We start from the raw sequence: 17,258 nt of genomic DNA on the forward strand, positions 1-17,258 counted from the left end.
AAGGTTTCGTCTCCGGAAGGCTCAACTCCAATTGCTGTATGACCACTCCTCACTCGGACAACAATAGAATGCACCTTGACCGTATTATCCGGTTTTGTACCGATTAATGACGGTTCAAGAGTATCCCAAGCCAGCTGAGTCCCGTTGCTCAAGCAGTGCAAAATTTTGTTCTGTAGGTCTAATGTGCTTTGGTCAGGGGAGCGAATTTCAATTAACCAGAAGGCGTGAACCTTCCAGCGGGCCATCTTGATCCCGGAGGCGGACGCTTTTAACAACGACAATATCTGGTACAGGGGATAAGGGCGGAATGATGCACCGGAGTTCTTGAATCGCAACGCAAGCATGGGTTTGATTGTTGATGGCGTTTACGAGGTTGCGTTGGAGGCGGGAATGAAACAGTGTTGGCATAGGCTTTTGCTTCGGGTGTCCATGGATGAATTCCCAAGCAGGAGATGCTTCTATATTAGGTTGTTGGAGAAAAGCGTTTAAGGAGTTAGTAATGCTGGGTGATTGCATGAATTTTGTTAGCAGAAGAATGCTTAGCAATATTCCAGGTAGATTTTGTAGGGTGCGTTAGGCGGTTTGCTTGATAAAAATAGATGATATTGCCATAGTAATAGCCGTAACGCACCATTGTATTGGTTAAGGAGATTTTGGTTTCAATTTGTATATAGATGGTGCGTTACATTTCACCGCGAAGCACCCTACAAGAGCGATCGCACTGACGGCTGACCGCTGACCGCTGTTCGCGCAGCACCTCAAGTAGCGCATATGCTTACTTTGTGCCATAGCCTGAGTATTGGCGCATAGAAGGTGGCTGAAACCCAATAACAATATCATTTTTGGGAACGTTCATATTAACCAGATCTTGACCAATATCCCATTCAGTATTGTTATTCTGAATCCAGATCTTGCCATTTTTTATCTCTAAATGAACTGAACAGCCATAAACTCTTTCTTTCTTGTCCCAGCCGATGGCCATTACTTGATAATGGTCGTTTTCCGTATCAAAAATGCTATGAATTTCAATGTCACCATGAGAGGGTTTGTAACTGGCATATTGACTCAGTAGTTGCTTGATTATGCTGCGATAAGTTTGAAGCTTTTCTAGATTTTCCATGATACAATTACCTCATTATCAATGTCATAACTTATAGCAATTATTATACCCATGAGGTACAAATCTCTGGGTTTTAGGGAGCAGGGAGCAGGGAGCAGGGAATAGGGAATAGGGAATAGAAAAAAAATAATGTGTACCTCAAAGGTATGAGAAACGCTATAATAGTTTAAGTTGGTACTATTGAATAACAATTTGAGGGAATTCTTTCTGAAAAAACCTTTGGTAGGTGGTATCTGGAACCGCCAAAAATAATTGTCGTTCTGGATCTTTTACCTGTAAGGCTACTCGATAGTTAATGAATTGACCAATGGCAAGGTGGAAGTCTTTAATAGAGGAGGGATTAATAAAAATTTTGATTTCCACTGCCTTCCGCTGACCATTTCTTTCTGCCGCAATTAGTTTTTCGGCACCCAGATCAATAAAAAATTATACTCCGCCGACTTTCAAAAAAAACGGATCATCGGTAATTTGCCAACCATCTTTAATTAAGGCATTTTTGACAACATCATGAAATAAGTCTTTTGCCATTACTCTTGCTCCCTTGGATCACAGGACCTGTGGTATAAAAAGTGTTGGCGGAGGATAACGTAGAAGGCGTAGGGTGGGCAAATAATGTTTGAAAGACCATTGGATTAGTTATCATATCGATTTGCCCACCCTACTACAAGCAAGGGGTAGGGTGGGCAAATCATTAAAGTAATACCATTTGTACATCAATCATGTCGATTTGCCCACCCTACTACCTACTTTTCGCTTCATAACTTGGGCGACTTGACCGTATCTTTCTCCAGTTAACCCTTCTAATGTATCATGTTCAATATCCTCATCCTGTCCTAATTTACTCGTCCATTTTCCGTTTAATAGTTGTCTAGCAACATGAGTGGGTTGATCATTTAACATGTAAATGGCTATTTTTTGATAATTTTCTTCTAAATCAGGGGTTTCACAGATTACATAACCAAGAGTTTCAAAAGCTTTAATAAAAGCCAATAGTGTCTCAACTCTTGGAACATTAACGGGCCAATAACTCTCTTTCATTGGATCTGGCCACCACCATCTTTGAGTATCTTCAGCCGCCCAAGCCACACAATTATAGTCAATTGTATCAGCACTGGTAACGTGATAATTTGTAGAGACTAAATTCGGATAATCCCTTTCAATCCATTGTCTGACCTGCGATAACCACGCCTCATTCCCTACCATTTATAACCGTTACGGAGTCCCCAATTTAGCCATGCTTCGATCATTTTTTGAGTATTCCCCTGATGTTCTTCTTGAACAGGATCTTCTCTAGTAATGGATTTTAAAGCCCAAAACCACCGTCCTGATTTTTGTTCAAGTTCCCTTAATAATAACGGAATTGCCTCTTTTCCCATGCCAATTATTTGTTGATAAGCAGGATGCATAGCTGCTTGAGTGGTTGATGAAATTCCTCTGGTTTCTTCCCGCCACTGGTGAACAAGTTGCCTAAACGTTTGTTCGATATCTTCTTGAATTAGGGACATTTTCTCTCCATTTTGTGGTTGTAAGTAGGGGTAGGGTGGGCAAATCATCAACCATTAACCAATTGATCATCAATCATGTCCATTTGCCCACCCTACTACTGATAATTCTTCACGAAGAATACGACGTAGATCCCCTTGGGTGAGAGGTTGCTCATTTGGCAGTAGAAGATGTTTTTTTAAAGCTTCATTTATTAGAGTCTGATAACCAATTCCAGCCGTTTCGGCCTGTTCTCGAAAATTGGCTAGAATTTCATCATCGAGATAAATAGTAATACGTGTTTTTCCTTTAGAAGGAATTACGGCTCTTCGTTTTCCTTTAGAAAAATCATATTCCTTTCTCATAAGCTTTTGTCTCCTGTTTTGTGGCGCGACGAGCATAAATTAATCGAATCACCTCACCGCGCATGGTATATACAACGACCAATGGTAATCCAGAGTTTCCTATTCCCACTGCGATGAAACGTTCTTCACTAATCGAATCTGGATCAATGTCAAGTCGCTTGACCTTAGGTCACCCTGCTTAACGCGCTCCAATTCAAAATTAAAAATTATTAATTCAAAATGACAATCAGTGGGGGCTTGTACCCAGAATTAATTAATTCAAAATTTCTGATTTTCTTTATTTTGAAGTTTGAATTTTGAATTTTGAATTACCCAAAGGGGTCATGAATGGCTTGGGGATCGAAAAACACCATTTCAGCTTCCGCAAAGGAAACACCATGATGCATGCCAATTGGTTTTTGCTTTACTGGGATCATATTCAAAGGTCATACATATATTATATGTATAACAGAAAGTCTAGTCAAGATTCATGGTGTGGCGTGGCAAGCCTTAAATGTTGCTAAGCGTGCGTACGCATTCGGTTCGGTAGGGTGGGCAAATACTAAACGGAAGGCAATTTGTACTCGAACCGCTTGACCATTTGCCCACCAAACTTGACCATTCGGAGCCGGTAGGGTGGGCAAATACTAAACGGAAGGCAATTTGTACTCGAACCGCTTGACCATTTGCCCACCAAACTTGACCATTCGGAGCCGGTAGGGTGGGCAAATACTAAACGGAAGGCAATTTGTACTCGAACCGCTTGACCATTTGCCCACCAAACTTGACCATTCGGTTCGGTAGGGTGGGCAAATACTATAGGTCAGGCAATTTGTACTCGAACCGCTTGACCATTTGCCCACCAAACTTGACCATTCGGTTCGGTAGGGTGGGCAAATACTAAACGGAAGGCAATTTGTACTCGAACCGCTTGACCATTTGCCCACCAAACTACAAGAGTGCGATCGCATTCGGTAGGGGTAGGGTGGGCAAATACTAAACGGAAGGCAATTTGATCTCGAACCCAAGACCATTTGCCCACCAAACAATATCCGCGTACGCACTCTTCCACTGTTCCCTGTTCCCTGTTCCCTGTTCCCTGGCATAGAATGATATAATTCCTCTCATGTTGATAGATCTTATAGCATCAGATCAGGTAATAGATCAGGCATTTGAGTGGGTCTGTCTCAAACGCGCCCACTATCATTACAATGGGGATATTTGGCAGCTCCGGCGGTGGTGGCATGAGAAAAAGCCCCGTCTACAGCAGCAAATTCGGGCGGGAACCTATCGGTTTCGGGAATTACGACAAATAAAAGGGAAGGAGCATATCATTGAATGGTGGTCGTCTCAGGATGCAATGGTGTTAAAGGCGATCGCAATTGTGTTAACGGAACACCTCCGACCAAATCTTTCCACCAGGTGTTTTCATTTGGCTGGGACGGGCGGCCTGAAAGCGGCGGTGCGGGAAGTTGATCAACATAAGGAAGACAATACCTTTGTTTTTCGCACTGATGTAAAGGGCTATTATGGGCTTTGCTGATTATGGGTATGGTTTTGCCCCCCTAGCCCCCCAATTTGGGGGGGAACAAGACTTTCTTGCGTCCCCCAAAATTGGGGGATTTAGGGGGCTTGACCAAAACCAGATGATTGCGCATTCATTCCTTGATTCAGCAACGCCCTATTATGCCAGTATTGACCACCAGGTTCTTTGGGGCATCCTGCAGCAGTTCGTGGCTGACTTGGCGGTGTTGGACTTAATTCGGCAGTATTTGCGGCGATTTGTCTCATATGGCGGAAATTATGTTGATATTACCCAGGGCATCTCCTTGGGTTGTCCTCTGTCGCCGTTGATGGGGGCGTTGTACCTGAAGCCCTTGGATGACCGGATGGCGGAGTTGGGTTGTTTCTATGTGCGCTTTATGGATGATATCATGTCCGGATCATTAGTTATAAAAAACTTTATCCCTTCAAACCTTACTCCTTTACTTCTGCCTTCTGCCTTCTGCCTTCTGCCTTGCTTTTGCGCTTAGTATAAGTATTCAACCGGACATGATATGATTGGCTCATCCTTGCTCCCACGCGGTGGAAACTGCGCAAGGGGATTAAGGTGGTGAATCAGGTGATGGCGGAGTTGAGGGTGGAGAAACACCCGGATAAGACCTGGATCGGACGGATAGCCCAGGGGTTTGATTTCTTGGGGTATTGGTTTTCGCCACAGGGGTTGGGGGTGGCGAAAAAGACGGTGGAACGCATGGTGGATAAGGTGTCTCGGCTTTACGAGCATGGTGCGGATGAGGTTCGCATTGAGGCTTACCTTAACCATTGGTGGCGGTGGGTTAGAAGTGGGGTGGATGGGGTGAGTCTGTTTGGTTTTGGGTTGGTGATTAACAGGGCTTTAACCCAACAGACAGACAACAGAGGCGATCGCATTCGGAGCGGGTAGGGTGGGCAAATTCTGAGAGTTTGGCAATTTCCTCATGTATTATGTGCATTTGCCCACCACACGATATGCGACCACTTTTTTCGAAAGAACCTTCAAAAAGAAAAATTATAGATAGTATGCCGCCACCTATCAGAACCAAACTCTATAACATGCTCTCTTACAACAGAGAAAATTTCATCACCCATTTGAAGCCCTGTTTCACTAAGCTCCATGTCCGGGTCTAATAATTCCCATACAAAATTATATAAATATACTTCTTGGTTATGGTTCCCGATTTCCCTCATAATGTCCATGACCGTTCCACTACTCTTCACTTCTATATAATCAATATTGTTGGACAATAAGTTTCTGACGAAGACTTGGAACACCTCCCCACCACACTGTACCACCCTTTGGACTGGTAGTATCACTTTATTTGACACCCCCTCCAACTCCCATTTTATTCTCGCTGTTTCTGATTCTCTGTTGACATTAGACTCATTATCTGGCCAAACACCAATTATAGGTTTCCTTCCTTTTGTTCGATTTGTCGAATTCTTGTTATTTGCTGCTGCTTTTTCTCCCATACGGTCTGCCTCCCTTTCCAGAGCCTGGTCATCGTTTCTCCACACACCCCTTTCCTGCTTCAATGCCTTCACCCTTCCCTGCTTCTGCTGCACTACATGCCAAGCCTCATGGGGCAAATGCTTCTGCTGCCCCGGCGCCACATGAATCTCCGTCCCCTGCGCATAAGCCTGTGCCTGCAATTGTGCCGGTTTCTCCGAATTGTAATGCACCCTCACCTCTTCCATCGAGTAGCCAGAGAGCTGTTCTATGCCCGCTTTGAGGCGATCAGGCATGCCGGTTTTGTTTTCTTTTTTGCTCCTACAAGCCCTCATGCTTTCGCCATTTGTCACCGATTCCCCCGCCAACTGTTGTGCTGCTCGCTGCACCCTCCTCCTTTTCGGCTGCACTACCGGATGCCCACCGTGATTCGCCCCTTGCCTGCTTCTATCTCCCTGCTGTCCTAAAGTAAACTTCCCATCCAGCCCGATTTCTCTCCTTCCCCTTTCCGGTTGGGTTACTCCTGATTCTAAGGTGCGCATCACATTCGCACTCATACTTCCCCATTCCCCGACCGCCTCTTCCGCGTTCCACTCCCTTTCCTCTGCATCCAACATTTCTCTTATACCATTCCGTCTTTCGTCTTTCTTTTTTTGAGCTATTGTCCTAGAAGTAGAGTGAGAATATTTCGGTTTATAGGTATGAGTTGTGCGCATAGCTATTTCCTTTTACCTTGTACCCTATTAGAAAACAATATCAGTCGATCCCACCGTCTTTATGGAGCGCGACATGGCACCCCAAACTCTTACCAACTGGTATCACACTAATTTTAGATCTTTGTTACAAGAAATCGAACGAGTTCGTAACTATTTAGAAAACTACATAGAAGGTAAAGAAAATCAACAAATCGTTACTGAATTTGTTGACAATACCTCTGCCCTGGCTCAACTTTGTATCCTATTCAATCTAACCCCAATTGAAAGGGATATCCTGCTAATGTGCGTGGGCCAGGAAATAGAACCTATGTTCCAGTCCTTGTTTGCCAAAGCCCAAAAAAATCATCCTCACAAAAACTATCCTAGTCTTTGTTTAGCTATGGACGCCCTGCCCGGAGCCAGTTGGGATGTCCTTTCTCCCCAAAGCCCTTTATTTTACTGGCAACTGCTCCACATAGAGCCACGAAATCTCCTAACCAAGTCCCCCCTCCATATTGACCAGCATATCCTCTGCTTTCTGTTAGGATACGATACCACAGACCAGGAATTAGCAGGCAAGATCATACCCCAACCGCCTCAGACTAACCCGGTTTTTTTGCCTCCCTCTCAGTTAAGTATCGTGGAGCAATTGAAAACCATTTGGTCTGGCAGCGAGGGGAGAAATAGCTATCCCGTGGTGCAATTATCTGGCTCGGACCGTAGCACAAAATACCAAATTGCCTCCGCCACTTGTCAGGATTTGGGGTTAAAGTTACATACTCTCGACCCATTGGCTCTGACCACCAACCCCCAGTTAGTCTACCAACTCGCGAAGCGTTGGCAAAGGGAAGCAATACTTAGCAATAGTGTCCTGTTTATTGACTGCGATAGTTATAATTTTTCTGAGCCAGGGCGGGAGTATGCTCTGAGCCAATTTATTGATAGTTTCAAGACTCCTTTAATCCTCAGCAGCAATGACCGAAAAATTGACTGTCAGCGGACTATTGTTAACCTAGACATCCCCCCATTGAGCCACCAGGAACAATATGACCTGTGGGAATACCATATAGGGTCAGCAGCAGCAGAACTTAACGGTCAACTTGAGCGCATCGCGGTGAAGTTTAACCTCAATACTGCTACTATTCAAGCCGCCTGTGAACAATTCAAAATTCAAAATTCAAAATTCCCACAAAATCCCGGATCTAGCCCCAAGAGCGCCCTAACCCACCCCTACCCCCTCCCAGGAGGGGAAGCTGGGGCAGACAGATTTCAAAGTCCCCCAGAATTGGGGGATTTAGGGGGCAAAAATCTCAAAGACGAAACCCACCAATCAAATCAATTATGGGATATCTGCCGCCAAATAGCCCGTAATCAATTAGATGACTTAGCGCAACCGATCCATGCTACGGCTACCTGGGACGATATCGTATTACCAACCCCACAACGGCTGCTTCTTGGGGATATTGCCACTCATCTGAAACACCAGTATAAAGTCTATCAGGAATGGGGTTTCGCCCAAAAAGGCCATCGGGGTTTGGGCCTCAGCGCCCTATTTTACGGTGCTAGCGGTACTGGTAAAACCATGGCAGCAGAGGTATTAGCCCAGGAATTACGCCTGGATCTTTATCGCATCGACCTAAGTACAGTTGTCAGTAAATATATTGGAGAGACCGAAAAGAATCTGCGGCGGATCTTTGATGCAGCTGAAACTGGTAGTGCTATTCTGCTGTTTGACGAAGCGGATGCCCTGTTTGGTAAGCGTACCCAAGTTCAAGACAGTCACGACCGCCACGCAAACATCGAAGTCAGCTATTTGCTGCAACGTATGGAAGCCTATCAAGGGTTAGCTATATTGACCAGCAATTTCCAAAGCGCCCTCGATAGTGCCTTTTCCCGCCGCATTCGCTTTGTGGTTGAATTTCCGTTTCCCGGACCCGAAATCCGTATCCAAATTTGGCAGCGGATTTTTCCAGCCCAGACCCCAACCCAAGACTTAAATTACCAGAAACTGGGTCAACTCAATGTAGCTGGCGGAACTATTCGCAATATAGCCCTTTATGCCGCTTTTTTTGCCGCCGCCGCCGATGAAGCCGTGAACATGGAACTAATCTTAGAAGCGACAAAACGGGAATATCAAAAGTTGAAGAAACTATTGACAAACGAAGAGATTGAAGGGTGGTTTTAGTTGTGGGGAATGGGGAATGGGTAATAGGTAATAGGTAATAGGTAATAGGTAATGGGGAATAGTGGCGTAGGGTGGGCAAATGCTTATCCTCTGACCATGTAATCTGGAATCGAGTCCATTTGCCCACCTTCCCTGAGGCGTAGGGTGGGCAAATGCTGTACCTCTGACAATTTGATCTCGAATCCGGTCGATTTGCCCACCCTACAAGCTACAAGCTGCGGGGTTTGGTGGGCAAATCCTGATCTTTGAGCTGACCATGTAATCTGGAATCCGGTCGATTTGCCCACCCTACAAGCTGCGGGGTTTGGTGGGCAAATCTTGATCTTTGAGCTGACCATGTAATCTGGAATCCGGTCGATTTGCCCACCCTACAAACTACTTTATTTTTAATTTTTAATTTTTAATTTTTAATTTTTAATTTTTAATTACCACTAGGGGTCGATTTGCCCACCCTACAAGCTATTGCTGACGGCTGACGGCTGACCACTGACCGCTGAATCCTTACATTCTGACTTCATAATTCATCAAAACCCATAACTTTCGTTTCCCCTATCTTAGATTCATTTAATGCTTTACGGGCTAATTCGTCTAGGAAAGAGGTTTGAGATTGTGATAATGTTTTTTGCCATTTAAGTTCATTCTCAATATCTTCGATTAACTGATGAGCAAGTTCGTCTTGTATCTCTTCTGGTAAATTTTGTGCTTTCTGAAAAGCCTCTGTTAATAGATAAGTCATTAATTTCAGTATTTATATTGAAGTCGATAAATAAATGTTAGCTTAAGTTTCCGTTTAGATGCCTTATAGCGGCAATAGGGGCGGGGGCGCGGGGAGAGCGATCGCGCTGTGGGGTAGTAGGGTGGGCAAATGCTTCACATCTGACAATTTCATCTGGAATCCGGTCGATTTGCCCAGCTTCCCTGAGCGGCTGTGGGGTAGGCGTAGGGTGGGCAAATCCTGATAATCTGACAACAATATCTCGAATTCTGTCAATTTGCCCACCCTACAAGCTGCGGGGTTTGGTGGGCAAATCCTGATAATCTGACTGATCATGTAATCTGGAATCCGGTCGATTTGCCCACCCTACAATAACTAGGACGGGGAGTGTCAAAGACTTAGCTAATAGCCGGAAAACTCCCACCAATAAAGTGAATATCACTGAAGGTTTCGATCCACAAACGAGCACCACAATCAAGGGGATTATCCGGCTGATAAACAATCTTACACGGACCAAGGATTTCGACTTCATTACCGTAGAGATTAGTGCCCTTTCGTTTTACTGAAATCACTGGCTTCCGGTCTTTGGGGCTTTTCTTCATATTCGAGCCAATGTGATTGCGATTGACATTAATCTTGGCTAAAGCTGGCGGACGACTAGTGCGCCATTTGCCCTTGGGTCCACGATTACCTTTAGTAATTTGTGGCAAATGGTTGAACAGAGGAATAATCCAGAATTTCCCGCTTTTATAGGCACCCCGGACCCGACCCTTCTCTAGGAGTTGGCGCAATCGTCGAGAAGAAATTCCTAATAGAGATGCTGCTTCAGTAGTTCCAACGCACTTGTTCATCAGTGGACTCTCCCTTAACTATTCCGATAATACTAGTTTAATGGATAAAAGAGAAATTGACAATTTATTTTTTTAGGGAACAGGGAATAGGGAACAGGGAATAGGGAGGAAAGTGTGGTAAAAGTGGTAGATATGGTAAGGGTGGAGAGCAAGTCAAGTGCTGTGGTTTCCACTATTAGCGACTGCGTCAAAACCGGAATAGTTAGGAAATCGGGAATCGGGAATCGGGAATCGGGAGTCGGGAATCGGGAATCGGGAATGCGATCGCGTAGCGTGACCAAAGGTCAATCGCTTTTAGCGTGGCCTACGGCCAATCGCGGAGCGGCTCCAAGCCCCATCGCACATAGTTACTTAAATAAAATAATTAATCAATTAATTATTTAGCTTGGTACACAGGATTTTTCCCCACTCCACTACTCCACTACTCCCTGCTCCCTACTCCCTGCTCCCTACTCCCTGCTCCCTACTCCCTGCTCCCTGTTCCCTGTTCCCTGTTCCCTACTCCCAACATTTGTTACAAAAGTTTTCAAAAAATGTTATAATGAAAGATTATTTGTGTTATAATAAAAATACCGTGGACGCTAAAACGTTCCACGGTAAGAGCCAGCCGCTGATTTTTCCCGGGTCTCCGGCTGGCTCTAGAGCCCCAGTTAAGGAGATACCTAATATTTTATGTCGTACTCTCAACGCCTATATCCATGGGCGATCATGCGCCTATTGCCGAAAATGCAGCGGATGGTTGTTCGTCGTTTCCGGAACCGCTCTGATGCGGAGGGTCACTTGCAGGCTCTTAAACGGCTGATGCCTGATCAAAAATTTATTATTATCTTCGATTTAGGAGACCCTATGGACGGCGAGTCTATAGACGGCGAGTCTACAGACGAAGAATCTGTAAGAAACAGGAAGTCTGAAAAGCCCAGCTCTTCACTAATCAAATTTTAGTTTGATTCCAGAAATAGTGGCGTTGCTGAATTAAGGAATGAATGCGCGATCATTTGGTTTTATTAAAGCCCCCTAAATCCCCCAATTCTGGGGGACTTTGATAGTTTTGTTCCCCCCAGAATTGGGGGGCTAGGGGGGCAAAACCATACGCATAATCAGCAACGCCGAAATAGTCCTGGATGTAACTCAAAAATTATTCTTGATTCATTGGGTAAGTCGGGGGGATTGCTCCCCCGTCGTCCCCTAAGCACCGTGCGAACAAGTCTCCAAGTACACGGCGCAACCAATTCCTTTATACACGTTATCTTTTAGCCAGTTCTTATTCCTTAGATGACCGCTTTTGTACCTTTTGGCTTTTGGGCGGCTTCTGTTTAGGAAGGGCTTTAATCGCTCGAAACAGTGTTTCCTGTATCTGAGGATTGCTGGCTCCCAAGGCGTGGATGGTCTTGTGACAGTCTTCGTGGACGTACACTAGGTTATTGTATTTGTCCTCACCACCTTCGCTACGCGGGATGATGTGATGTAGATGTACCTGATTATAATCCCCTAGTGGTTGGCCGCAATATGGGCAAGTGTATTTTTGCCGTAGGGCTATCTTGTTCTTACCTTTGGGAAGTCTTCCCTCTGCGGTCTTTTTAGCTTGGGCTTTCTCCCTCTTTTCCCAGTATTCCCTAAGGTTAGGGTTGTCTGGGGAGTAATCATATGTTATTAGGTTATGCCTTTTTATTGGTGTCCACGCTGCTTTTTCTAAGTATGCGTCAATAGGAGCCAAAGACCCATTTATCCTGTCTTCCGGGACAAAATTTTCCAAAGTGTTTGGATGATATCTTATCCCAAGACATGTTTTTTGGATATCTTCTTAATCCCCACCTTTTCAATTTCCAGAATACATATGCATCCAGTTTATTGAATGTCTCTTGGCTATTGTGATAATTTGCCCAACCTCTGATTAGAGGTTGCAGTTCTCTGAGTACTGCTTCTGGGGGAGCACCTTTTAGTTGTGCCATTGATATCTTTATCTTCTTCTTGATTTCTCTCAGGCTTTTATTCGACGGTTTGATTAGGGTTATGAATCCGGTTTTTTGACAAGATGTCTTGTACTTCCTGAAATTCCATCCTAAGAAATCGAATCCTTCTGTTAAATGGGTTATCCTTGTTTTTTCCTCAGAAAGTTCTAATCCTTTTTTGATTAACCAGTTTTTTGCGATTATCTTAGCTTCTTCCGCATCTTCTTTTGATTCACAGAGAATCACAAAGTCATCGGCAAAGCGGACTAGAGTTCTTTTGGATAGGTTATTCCAGCCATTTGTGGAAGGGTATTTTCTGTATTTTATTCCTAGTTCTTTTTCCAGTCCGTGAAGGGCTATGTTGGCCAGGAGAGGGCTTATTATTCCCCCCTGTGGGGTACCCGCTATTGACGGGTGGAACGTGTTGTTATCCACGTAACCTGCCTTTAACCAATCCTTTATTAGTCCTCTAGCTGGGAAGTTTTTGATGGATTCAAGTAAGGGTTGGTGGGATATATTGTCAAAGCAACCTTTGATGTCGGCTTCGACTACCCACCATTTCCTGTTGTTTTCGCCTTTGATATTTTTGAAGATTCTTTGTTGGGCGTCATGGGTGCTGCGTTTTGGTCTGAAACCGTAAGATGTACCCTCGAATTGTGCTTCCCATGTTGGTTCCAAAGCGTTCTTGACTATGGCTTGTAAACATCTGTCGGTGATACTGGGTATTCCTAGAGGACGTTTTTTGCCATTACTCTTTGGTATGTAGATGCGTTTGGTTGGCTTTGGTGACCATGACTTTAGAGTTGTTAAGGTCTGTACCATTTGTCCCCGTTGTTGGGGATTCAGGCATTTTTCCTTATCTACTCCTGCTGTCTTTTTGCCCTTGTTGTCTTGGGTGGCTCTGCGGACTGATACCTGGATGTTGCTGTAACTCCTCAGCATTAAACGTTGGAGTTTATTGACTTTTTTCCAGTTACCTTCACGTGTCGCTTTGAAGATACGTTGTCTTAACTTCCTTACCTGCCTGTGGGCTTCCTTCCAATTGATGGAGTGCCAGTTGGTGGTCTGTTCAGTTACGATACCGTTAACCGGTTCTATCTTTTCCATGTACAATTTAAAGTAATTAAGTACGTTCTTCTCTTACTCGGAATTAGCTCTGAAATTCAGCGCTCTTTTCGAGGGAGGGATTTTCCCTCTATCCGACCGGTTATTTATTCCCGTTCCCTTTCAGGTTGTCGGCCTTCCCTTGGTTCAGTCTTTTACCGAATTGAGAGTTATACCTTCCCTTGCGGTTTGGCTACCCTGTGTATCGACCTGACACCAGGGACTCCATCTCGGCTTACCCGGTTACACACATTGAAGATGCGAATCTGAGGTTGCCGTCTATACACCGAGTCTTCTACAGGATTCGATTGACCTAAGACCGCCAGTCAATCTTGAGACTTCTACATTCATCATCGAATTTATCGAATGCATCAATACTCACGGTGCCTTTAAACAACGGTTCGTGTCCCTCAACCTTTTGATTCTTTCCCTGTTCGGTTATCCCCGATCCGATGGTTCGGGTCAAACCTACTTTCTCTCTAGCTTTGAGACCTAATTCTTCAGGGGAGACTTAGTTTTGTTTCACCAAATCATCCTTCGATTTAACGCCCCTTCGAGTGGGAATCAGCCTGAATCCTAGGCTGTGGAAGGCTCTTATACCTTCCGCTTCAATGAGCGCCTTCATCGGTCGCCCGGTCAATTGTATTGTATGGCAAAACCTGTAGATAGCGATGCAGCGCGGTCTTGGGGGTTTCCCCCATGAGCGACTGCATCAAGACATTGGTAGCAAACGCTTAATCAGTCTCGCTCCTAATGCTTGGGTGCAATGGGTAACCGGTAATCCCCAAGTGCGGGCATCTCAGTTACTTGATGCTGAGTTTCAATGGATTAGTCGCGAAAGCGATGTGATTGTCAAAGCAAAGAGTCCTCAACATCAAGAATTTCTGATTCTCAATGAATTACAACTACGGTATGACCAGAACATGCCTCAGAGAATGCGCAATTATGTCGCTTTAGCAGAGGAAAAATACAACCTATCCGCTTATCCAGTATTAATTAATATCTTGCCGCCCCCATCCACAGTTACCATTGTTGACTGCTACGACAAGGAATTCATGGGATTAAAAGCCCGTCAAGATTATCGGGTAATTAATCTCTGGGAAGTAGAGGCTGAATTAGTATTAGAACAACCTTTGCCTCCCCTATTTCCATTTGTCCCGATCTTATTTGGAGGTGGTAGTGAATCGAAATTGCGGTCAGCGGTGCAGGCTTTACGAGCAGATCAAACCTTAAATCAACTAGAACCGCTCTTAGCGTTCTTTGCTAGCTTTGTCCTAGAGATACCTTTAATTCAACAAATCATGAGGTGGGATATGACAGTATTACGAGAATCACCCTGGTATCAAGAGATTTTACAAGAGGGTCTTGCTCAAGGCATCCAACAAGGGATTGAACAAGGGATTGAACAAGGAATTGAACAAGGGATTGAACAAGGGATTGAACAAGGAATCAAACAAGAACGTCGAGGCAGTTTAGAGCGCATCCTTAAACTGCGATTTTCAGAGATTCCTGTCGAGATATCCGTCAGAATTCAAACCTTAAATCTTGAACAATTAGAAGAGTTGATGGCCACAGCATTAACCGTTAACTCCCTAGATGAGTTTAGTGAACATTTGCCCAATTAATTAAATAAGGCCACACCCCACCTCGACCGTGGGGTGGGTTTTCCTCTTGATTTTAGTTCTCCCAAAGTGACAGAACAGAGATAGAGCGTTTATCGATTTTATGAGGTACAGTATTGATGCAGCGCATCCCGATTCCCTATTCCCGATTCCCGATTCCCGATTCCCGATTCCCTATTCCCGATTCCCGATTCCCTATTCCCGATTCCCGATTCCCTATTCCCGATTCCCTATTCCCTATTCCCTGCTCCCTGCTCCCTGCTCCCTGCTCCCTAAAACCCCGAAATTGTGTACCTCATAGCTATGATAAATGCTAGAGTTGTGATTGCTGAACTAACGTCTCGGAATATAGCCAGCCTCTTTAATCAGCTTTTGTCCTTCATCTGTTAATAGCAAGTTGACATAGGCTTCCCCGGCTCGCTCATCCCCTTGACCATCTTGTTTGATTATTACAAACAGACGACGGGTGATCGGATATGTCTTGGTTTTAAATGCCTCACTATTCAGTTGATTGCGTCCTTGTTGAGGACAATTTTCTGTTGGGATAAGTGGGGGTTTATAGGGAGTAATAAAAGAATCAGTTTTGGATATCCTCAGAGGTAGAGGTTTTACTTTACACTGAGTAACAATCTCAGGAGCCGAAGCATAGTAAATAGCACCTTTCGTTTCAGCTACCTTCCTCACGGCAAGAGTAGTCGTTGGGATAAAACTAACCTTTTGATGAAAATCATCTCCTACCAAAATAGTCTTGCGAAAGAACTCAGTAGTTCCACTTTCATTAGGGCGAGAGTAAGGGGTAATGTTTAGATTGGGACCACCGACTTGACGCCAGTTTGTAATTTTCCCGGTATAAATAGCCTTGAGTTGCTCGGTTGTTAAACCTTTAATAGTTAGGTCAGGATGAACAGCAATAGCAATAGCATCACTAGCAACTTGAACCTGCTTAAGTTTAAATCGTCTATCGTCAGCCTCTTGGAACTCACTTTTTTTAATTGGTCGTGAAGACAACACGAAAGAAATTTGACCATCTAGCAACATTTTGATGCCCGTTTCTGTACCCGGTGGTAGGGTAGGATGGTGGTAGTAAGTCAAGTTAACCTTAGGAAAAACTTGTTTTATCCTTGGATCTACTTTACGGCGAATCGGCACCCAAGATGTGCTTCCACTGTAAACCCATGTTCCTGAAGGAATTTTATCAACATAAGCAAAACAAGGAATAGGTTGGGTTCCATTCTGTTTATAGTTTGAGGCTTGGTCAGGACAAGGCTTTGATAGTGTCGTTAGTGGTTCCTTCGGTTTTAACCATAACCCAATCCCAAGACAAATTGCTACTATACCTAGTCAGGTTACTAATAACTTAATTGGTAAATTTTTAGGTGAGATAGAAGGTGGCTCAGATTGTGGCTCAGATCGTTGCTCAGATCGTTCCTCAGATGGTGGTTTATAAAGTTTTTGCCAAGTTAGTGGCTGCTCTAATGCGGATTCCCTAATACAAAGGGTTGGCAACCACATAGCACCTGGATACTGTAAATTAAAATGTTCAAGGTGTTTTCGTGCTGTATTAACCGAAGCAAAAAGAGATTTTTGACTGGTAAACTCCTGGAAAAAATACTGTAAGAAAGCGATCGCTACTGGATCGGGGACAGGTTCTCGCATCACAATAGTACGAGGAAGGTTTAACTTCCCTAGTTGGTTCGCTAACCCCAAACCATCACAGGAATTAAAAATAGCTAGCTGTAATCCTTTATCTATGGATGCTTTTAGGGAATTTTTGAAATCCTCAATACTTAAACTATCTTGGTCATTCAGCTCAATCCAACCAATTTGCCCATCTTGATCTGAGCCACTGTGACCGGTAAAAATAAAGATATGGTAGCCTTCTGTTTCCCAAAGGGCATCACATAACTCCCGGATACTAGGCTGCATCAGACAGATTACCTCTGCTCCTTTTTCTTCTAACTCCTGGATTACCTTAAGATCAGCAAAGCGTGTTGATATTGTCACTCCTACCCACAACCAGCAAAATTCTGACTTTGGAGCAGGCTTGAGCAGGAATGATTTTATCCTTAGGGCGACCGATACTTTTTAGCTACCAAAATCTACAAATCAGATTTTGGCTCACGCTTTGCAAGCTGGATTTTGCCAGCCAGGGGGTATCTCCCAAGGCATTACCCGGACTATGCCCGGCTTAGCGCATAAATT

At 44.3% G+C, this 17,258-nt stretch carries 25 protein-coding genes and 1 pseudogene; 7 read left to right on the forward strand and 19 right to left on the reverse strand.

Annotated elements, in window-relative coordinates; all coding sequences use genetic code 11:
* Positions 1 to 207: 207 nt before the first annotated feature.
* The 10 genes and pseudogenes from F6J99_RS26430 to F6J99_RS26470 all read right to left on the reverse strand — a co-directional run bounded on the left by F6J99_RS26430 (position 208) and on the right by F6J99_RS26470 (position 4,018).
* Positions 208 to 516, reverse strand: a complete 309-nt coding sequence (locus tag F6J99_RS26430; protein WP_293116825.1) for a Uma2 family endonuclease — start codon at positions 514 to 516, stop codon at positions 208 to 210.
* Between the two features lie 259 nt (positions 517 to 775).
* Entirely contained in the window at positions 776 to 1,120 is a 345-nt protein-coding gene (locus F6J99_RS26435) for a XisI protein (RefSeq protein WP_293116827.1), read from the reverse strand.
* Positions 1,108 to 1,311: a hypothetical protein gene (locus F6J99_RS26440; RefSeq protein ID WP_293116830.1), complete on the reverse strand. Its 204-nt coding sequence runs from the start codon at positions 1,309 to 1,311 to the stop codon at positions 1,108 to 1,110. The genes F6J99_RS26435 and F6J99_RS26440 overlap by 13 nt, the downstream gene beginning before the upstream one ends.
* Positions 1,298 to 1,648: pseudogene (locus F6J99_RS26445) on the reverse strand (XisH family protein). Before F6J99_RS26445 ends, F6J99_RS26440 begins: the two are co-directional and overlap by 14 nt.
* Before the next feature lie 189 nt (positions 1,649 to 1,837).
* Positions 1,838 to 2,323, reverse strand: coding sequence for a hypothetical protein (locus F6J99_RS26450; RefSeq protein ID WP_070392977.1), 486 nt, complete (start codon positions 2,321 to 2,323; stop codon positions 1,838 to 1,840).
* Positions 2,317 to 2,673 carry a hypothetical protein gene (locus F6J99_RS26455; RefSeq protein WP_293116833.1) on the reverse strand — a complete coding sequence of 119 codons (357 nt, stop codon included), beginning with the start codon at positions 2,671 to 2,673 and terminating at the stop codon, positions 2,317 to 2,319. The genes F6J99_RS26450 and F6J99_RS26455 overlap by 7 nt, the downstream gene beginning before the upstream one ends.
* Before the next feature lie 21 nt (positions 2,674 to 2,694).
* Complete coding sequence (locus F6J99_RS26460; RefSeq protein WP_293116836.1) at positions 2,695 to 2,967, reverse strand: BrnA antitoxin family protein; 273 nt, start codon at positions 2,965 to 2,967, stop codon at positions 2,695 to 2,697.
* Positions 2,951 to 3,115: a BrnT family toxin gene (locus F6J99_RS45725; RefSeq protein WP_365974234.1), complete on the reverse strand. Its 165-nt coding sequence runs from the start codon at positions 3,113 to 3,115 to the stop codon at positions 2,951 to 2,953. The genes F6J99_RS26460 and F6J99_RS45725 overlap by 17 nt, the downstream gene beginning before the upstream one ends.
* A 319-nt stretch (positions 3,116 to 3,434) precedes the next feature.
* Positions 3,435 to 3,590 (reverse strand): hypothetical protein, encoded by a 156-nt coding sequence (locus tag F6J99_RS26465; RefSeq protein ID WP_293116839.1) that lies wholly within the window; start codon positions 3,588 to 3,590, stop codon positions 3,435 to 3,437.
* 179 nt (positions 3,591 to 3,769) lie between these two features.
* Positions 3,770 to 4,018, reverse strand: a complete 249-nt coding sequence (locus tag F6J99_RS26470; protein WP_293116841.1) for a hypothetical protein — start codon at positions 4,016 to 4,018, stop codon at positions 3,770 to 3,772.
* A 54-nt stretch (positions 4,019 to 4,072) separates the two neighbouring features.
* Here F6J99_RS26470 and F6J99_RS26475 point away from each other — a divergent pair, with 54 nt between their 5' ends.
* From F6J99_RS26475 to F6J99_RS26485, 3 genes are all read left to right on the forward strand, one after another.
* Positions 4,073 to 4,489, forward strand: coding sequence for a hypothetical protein (locus F6J99_RS26475; RefSeq protein WP_293116843.1), 417 nt, complete (start codon positions 4,073 to 4,075; stop codon positions 4,487 to 4,489).
* On the forward strand, positions 4,476 to 4,979 hold the full coding sequence (locus F6J99_RS26480; RefSeq protein WP_293116845.1) for a reverse transcriptase domain-containing protein: 504 nt from the start codon (positions 4,476 to 4,478) through the stop codon (positions 4,977 to 4,979). The genes F6J99_RS26475 and F6J99_RS26480 overlap by 14 nt, the downstream gene beginning before the upstream one ends.
* 80 nt (positions 4,980 to 5,059) lie before the next feature.
* Positions 5,060 to 5,392 (forward strand): hypothetical protein, encoded by a 333-nt coding sequence (locus tag F6J99_RS26485; RefSeq protein WP_293116848.1) that lies wholly within the window; start codon positions 5,060 to 5,062, stop codon positions 5,390 to 5,392.
* Positions 5,393 to 5,484: 92 nt separating this feature from the next.
* Here F6J99_RS26485 and F6J99_RS26490 read toward each other — a convergent pair whose 3' ends face one another.
* The gene (locus F6J99_RS26490) at positions 5,485 to 6,651 is read right to left on the reverse strand and encodes a DUF4157 domain-containing protein (protein ID WP_293116851.1); all 1,167 of its coding nucleotides are present in this window, start codon (positions 6,649 to 6,651) and stop codon (positions 5,485 to 5,487) included.
* A gap of 73 nt (positions 6,652 to 6,724) precedes the next feature.
* Here F6J99_RS26490 and F6J99_RS26495 point away from each other — a divergent pair, with 73 nt between their 5' ends.
* The gene (locus F6J99_RS26495; RefSeq protein ID WP_293116854.1) at positions 6,725 to 8,815 is read left to right on the forward strand and encodes an ATP-binding protein; all 2,091 of its coding nucleotides are present in this window, start codon (positions 6,725 to 6,727) and stop codon (positions 8,813 to 8,815) included.
* Positions 8,816 to 9,329: 514 nt separating this feature from the next.
* Here the strand turns inward: F6J99_RS26495 and F6J99_RS26500 are convergent.
* The 3 genes from F6J99_RS26500 to F6J99_RS26510 all read right to left on the reverse strand — a co-directional run bounded on the left by F6J99_RS26500 (position 9,330) and on the right by F6J99_RS26510 (position 10,669).
* Complete coding sequence (locus tag F6J99_RS26500) at positions 9,330 to 9,551, reverse strand: hypothetical protein (RefSeq protein ID WP_287314436.1); 222 nt, start codon at positions 9,549 to 9,551, stop codon at positions 9,330 to 9,332.
* 377 nt (positions 9,552 to 9,928) lie between these two features.
* Positions 9,929 to 10,381, reverse strand: coding sequence for a helix-turn-helix domain-containing protein (locus tag F6J99_RS26505; protein ID WP_293083775.1), 453 nt, complete (start codon positions 10,379 to 10,381; stop codon positions 9,929 to 9,931).
* Between the two features lie 153 nt (positions 10,382 to 10,534).
* Complete coding sequence (locus F6J99_RS26510) at positions 10,535 to 10,669, reverse strand: hypothetical protein (protein ID WP_293116856.1); 135 nt, start codon at positions 10,667 to 10,669, stop codon at positions 10,535 to 10,537.
* A 97-nt stretch (positions 10,670 to 10,766) separates the two neighbouring features.
* On the opposite strand from F6J99_RS26510, the gene F6J99_RS26515 reads away from it, so the two are divergent.
* Positions 10,767 to 11,183 (forward strand): hypothetical protein, encoded by a 417-nt coding sequence (locus F6J99_RS26515; RefSeq protein ID WP_293116878.1) that lies wholly within the window; start codon positions 10,767 to 10,769, stop codon positions 11,181 to 11,183.
* 459 nt (positions 11,184 to 11,642) lie between these two features.
* Here the strand turns inward: F6J99_RS26515 and F6J99_RS26525 are convergent, their stop codons facing one another.
* The 3 genes from F6J99_RS26525 to F6J99_RS26535 form a co-directional block, all read right to left on the reverse strand.
* Positions 11,643 to 12,095: an HNH endonuclease gene (locus F6J99_RS26525; RefSeq protein WP_293116859.1), complete on the reverse strand. Its 453-nt coding sequence runs from the start codon at positions 12,093 to 12,095 to the stop codon at positions 11,643 to 11,645.
* Positions 12,082 to 13,437 (reverse strand): group II intron reverse transcriptase/maturase, encoded by a 1,356-nt coding sequence (ltrA, locus tag F6J99_RS26530; RefSeq protein WP_293116861.1) that lies wholly within the window; start codon positions 13,435 to 13,437, stop codon positions 12,082 to 12,084. The genes F6J99_RS26525 and ltrA overlap by 14 nt, the downstream gene beginning before the upstream one ends.
* Positions 13,438 to 13,747: 310 nt before the next feature.
* On the reverse strand, positions 13,748 to 13,900 hold the full coding sequence (locus F6J99_RS26535; RefSeq protein ID WP_293116863.1) for a hypothetical protein: 153 nt from the start codon (positions 13,898 to 13,900) through the stop codon (positions 13,748 to 13,750).
* A 205-nt stretch (positions 13,901 to 14,105) separates the two neighbouring features.
* Here F6J99_RS26535 and F6J99_RS26540 point away from each other — a divergent pair, with 205 nt between their 5' ends.
* Positions 14,106 to 15,059: an Rpn family recombination-promoting nuclease/putative transposase gene (locus tag F6J99_RS26540; RefSeq protein ID WP_293116866.1), complete on the forward strand. Its 954-nt coding sequence runs from the start codon at positions 14,106 to 14,108 to the stop codon at positions 15,057 to 15,059.
* Between the two features lie 100 nt (positions 15,060 to 15,159).
* Positions 15,160 to 15,357, forward strand: coding sequence for a hypothetical protein (locus F6J99_RS26545; protein ID WP_293116869.1), 198 nt, complete (start codon positions 15,160 to 15,162; stop codon positions 15,355 to 15,357).
* A gap of 32 nt (positions 15,358 to 15,389) precedes the next feature.
* Here the strand turns inward: F6J99_RS26545 and F6J99_RS26550 are convergent, their stop codons facing one another.
* Together F6J99_RS26550 and F6J99_RS26555 are read right to left on the reverse strand one after the other, a co-directional pair.
* On the reverse strand, positions 15,390 to 16,391 hold the full coding sequence (locus F6J99_RS26550) for a phosphate ABC transporter substrate-binding protein (protein WP_365974235.1): 1,002 nt from the start codon (positions 16,389 to 16,391) through the stop codon (positions 15,390 to 15,392).
* Positions 16,392 to 16,397: 6 nt separating this feature from the next.
* The gene (locus F6J99_RS26555) at positions 16,398 to 17,060 is read right to left on the reverse strand and encodes a CHAT domain-containing protein (protein ID WP_293116871.1); all 663 of its coding nucleotides are present in this window, start codon (positions 17,058 to 17,060) and stop codon (positions 16,398 to 16,400) included.
* Positions 17,061 to 17,258: the final 198 nt, after the last annotated feature.

This window comes from Moorena sp. SIO4G3 (assembly GCF_010692305.1).
Lineage (GTDB): Bacteria > Cyanobacteriota > Cyanobacteriia > Cyanobacteriales > Coleofasciculaceae > Moorena > Moorena producens_A.

Excerpts from the sequence above, each read along its gene's own strand:
- F6J99_RS26490 (WP_293116851.1), bottom strand. The coding sequence starts at position 6,651 with ATGCGCACAACTCATACCTATAAACCGAAATATTCTCACTCTACTTCT.
- F6J99_RS26540 (WP_293116866.1), top strand. The coding sequence starts at position 14,106 with ATGCAGCGCGGTCTTGGGGGTTTCCCCCATGAGCGACTGCATCAAGAC.
- F6J99_RS26475 (WP_293116843.1), top strand. The coding sequence starts at position 4,073 with ATGTTGATAGATCTTATAGCATCAGATCAGGTAATAGATCAGGCATTT.
- F6J99_RS26480 (WP_293116845.1), top strand. The coding sequence starts at position 4,476 with ATGGGCTTTGCTGATTATGGGTATGGTTTTGCCCCCCTAGCCCCCCAA.
- F6J99_RS26495 (WP_293116854.1), top strand. The coding sequence starts at position 6,725 with ATGGCACCCCAAACTCTTACCAACTGGTATCACACTAATTTTAGATCT.
- F6J99_RS26460 (WP_293116836.1), bottom strand. The coding sequence starts at position 2,967 with ATGAGAAAGGAATATGATTTTTCTAAAGGAAAACGAAGAGCCGTAATT.
- F6J99_RS26435 (WP_293116827.1), bottom strand. The coding sequence starts at position 1,120 with ATGGAAAATCTAGAAAAGCTTCAAACTTATCGCAGCATAATCAAGCAA.
- F6J99_RS26505 (WP_293083775.1), bottom strand. The coding sequence starts at position 10,381 with ATGAACAAGTGCGTTGGAACTACTGAAGCAGCATCTCTATTAGGAATT.
- F6J99_RS26450 (WP_070392977.1), bottom strand. The coding sequence starts at position 2,323 with ATGGTAGGGAATGAGGCGTGGTTATCGCAGGTCAGACAATGGATTGAA.
- F6J99_RS26430 (WP_293116825.1), bottom strand. The coding sequence starts at position 516 with ATGCAATCACCCAGCATTACTAACTCCTTAAACGCTTTTCTCCAACAA.
- F6J99_RS26500 (WP_287314436.1), bottom strand. The coding sequence starts at position 9,551 with ATGACTTATCTATTAACAGAGGCTTTTCAGAAAGCACAAAATTTACCA.
- F6J99_RS26545 (WP_293116869.1), top strand. The coding sequence starts at position 15,160 with ATGAGGTACAGTATTGATGCAGCGCATCCCGATTCCCTATTCCCGATT.
- ltrA (WP_293116861.1), bottom strand. The coding sequence starts at position 13,437 with ATGGAAAAGATAGAACCGGTTAACGGTATCGTAACTGAACAGACCACC.
- F6J99_RS26455 (WP_293116833.1), bottom strand. The coding sequence starts at position 2,673 with ATGATTTGCCCACCCTACCCCTACTTACAACCACAAAATGGAGAGAAA.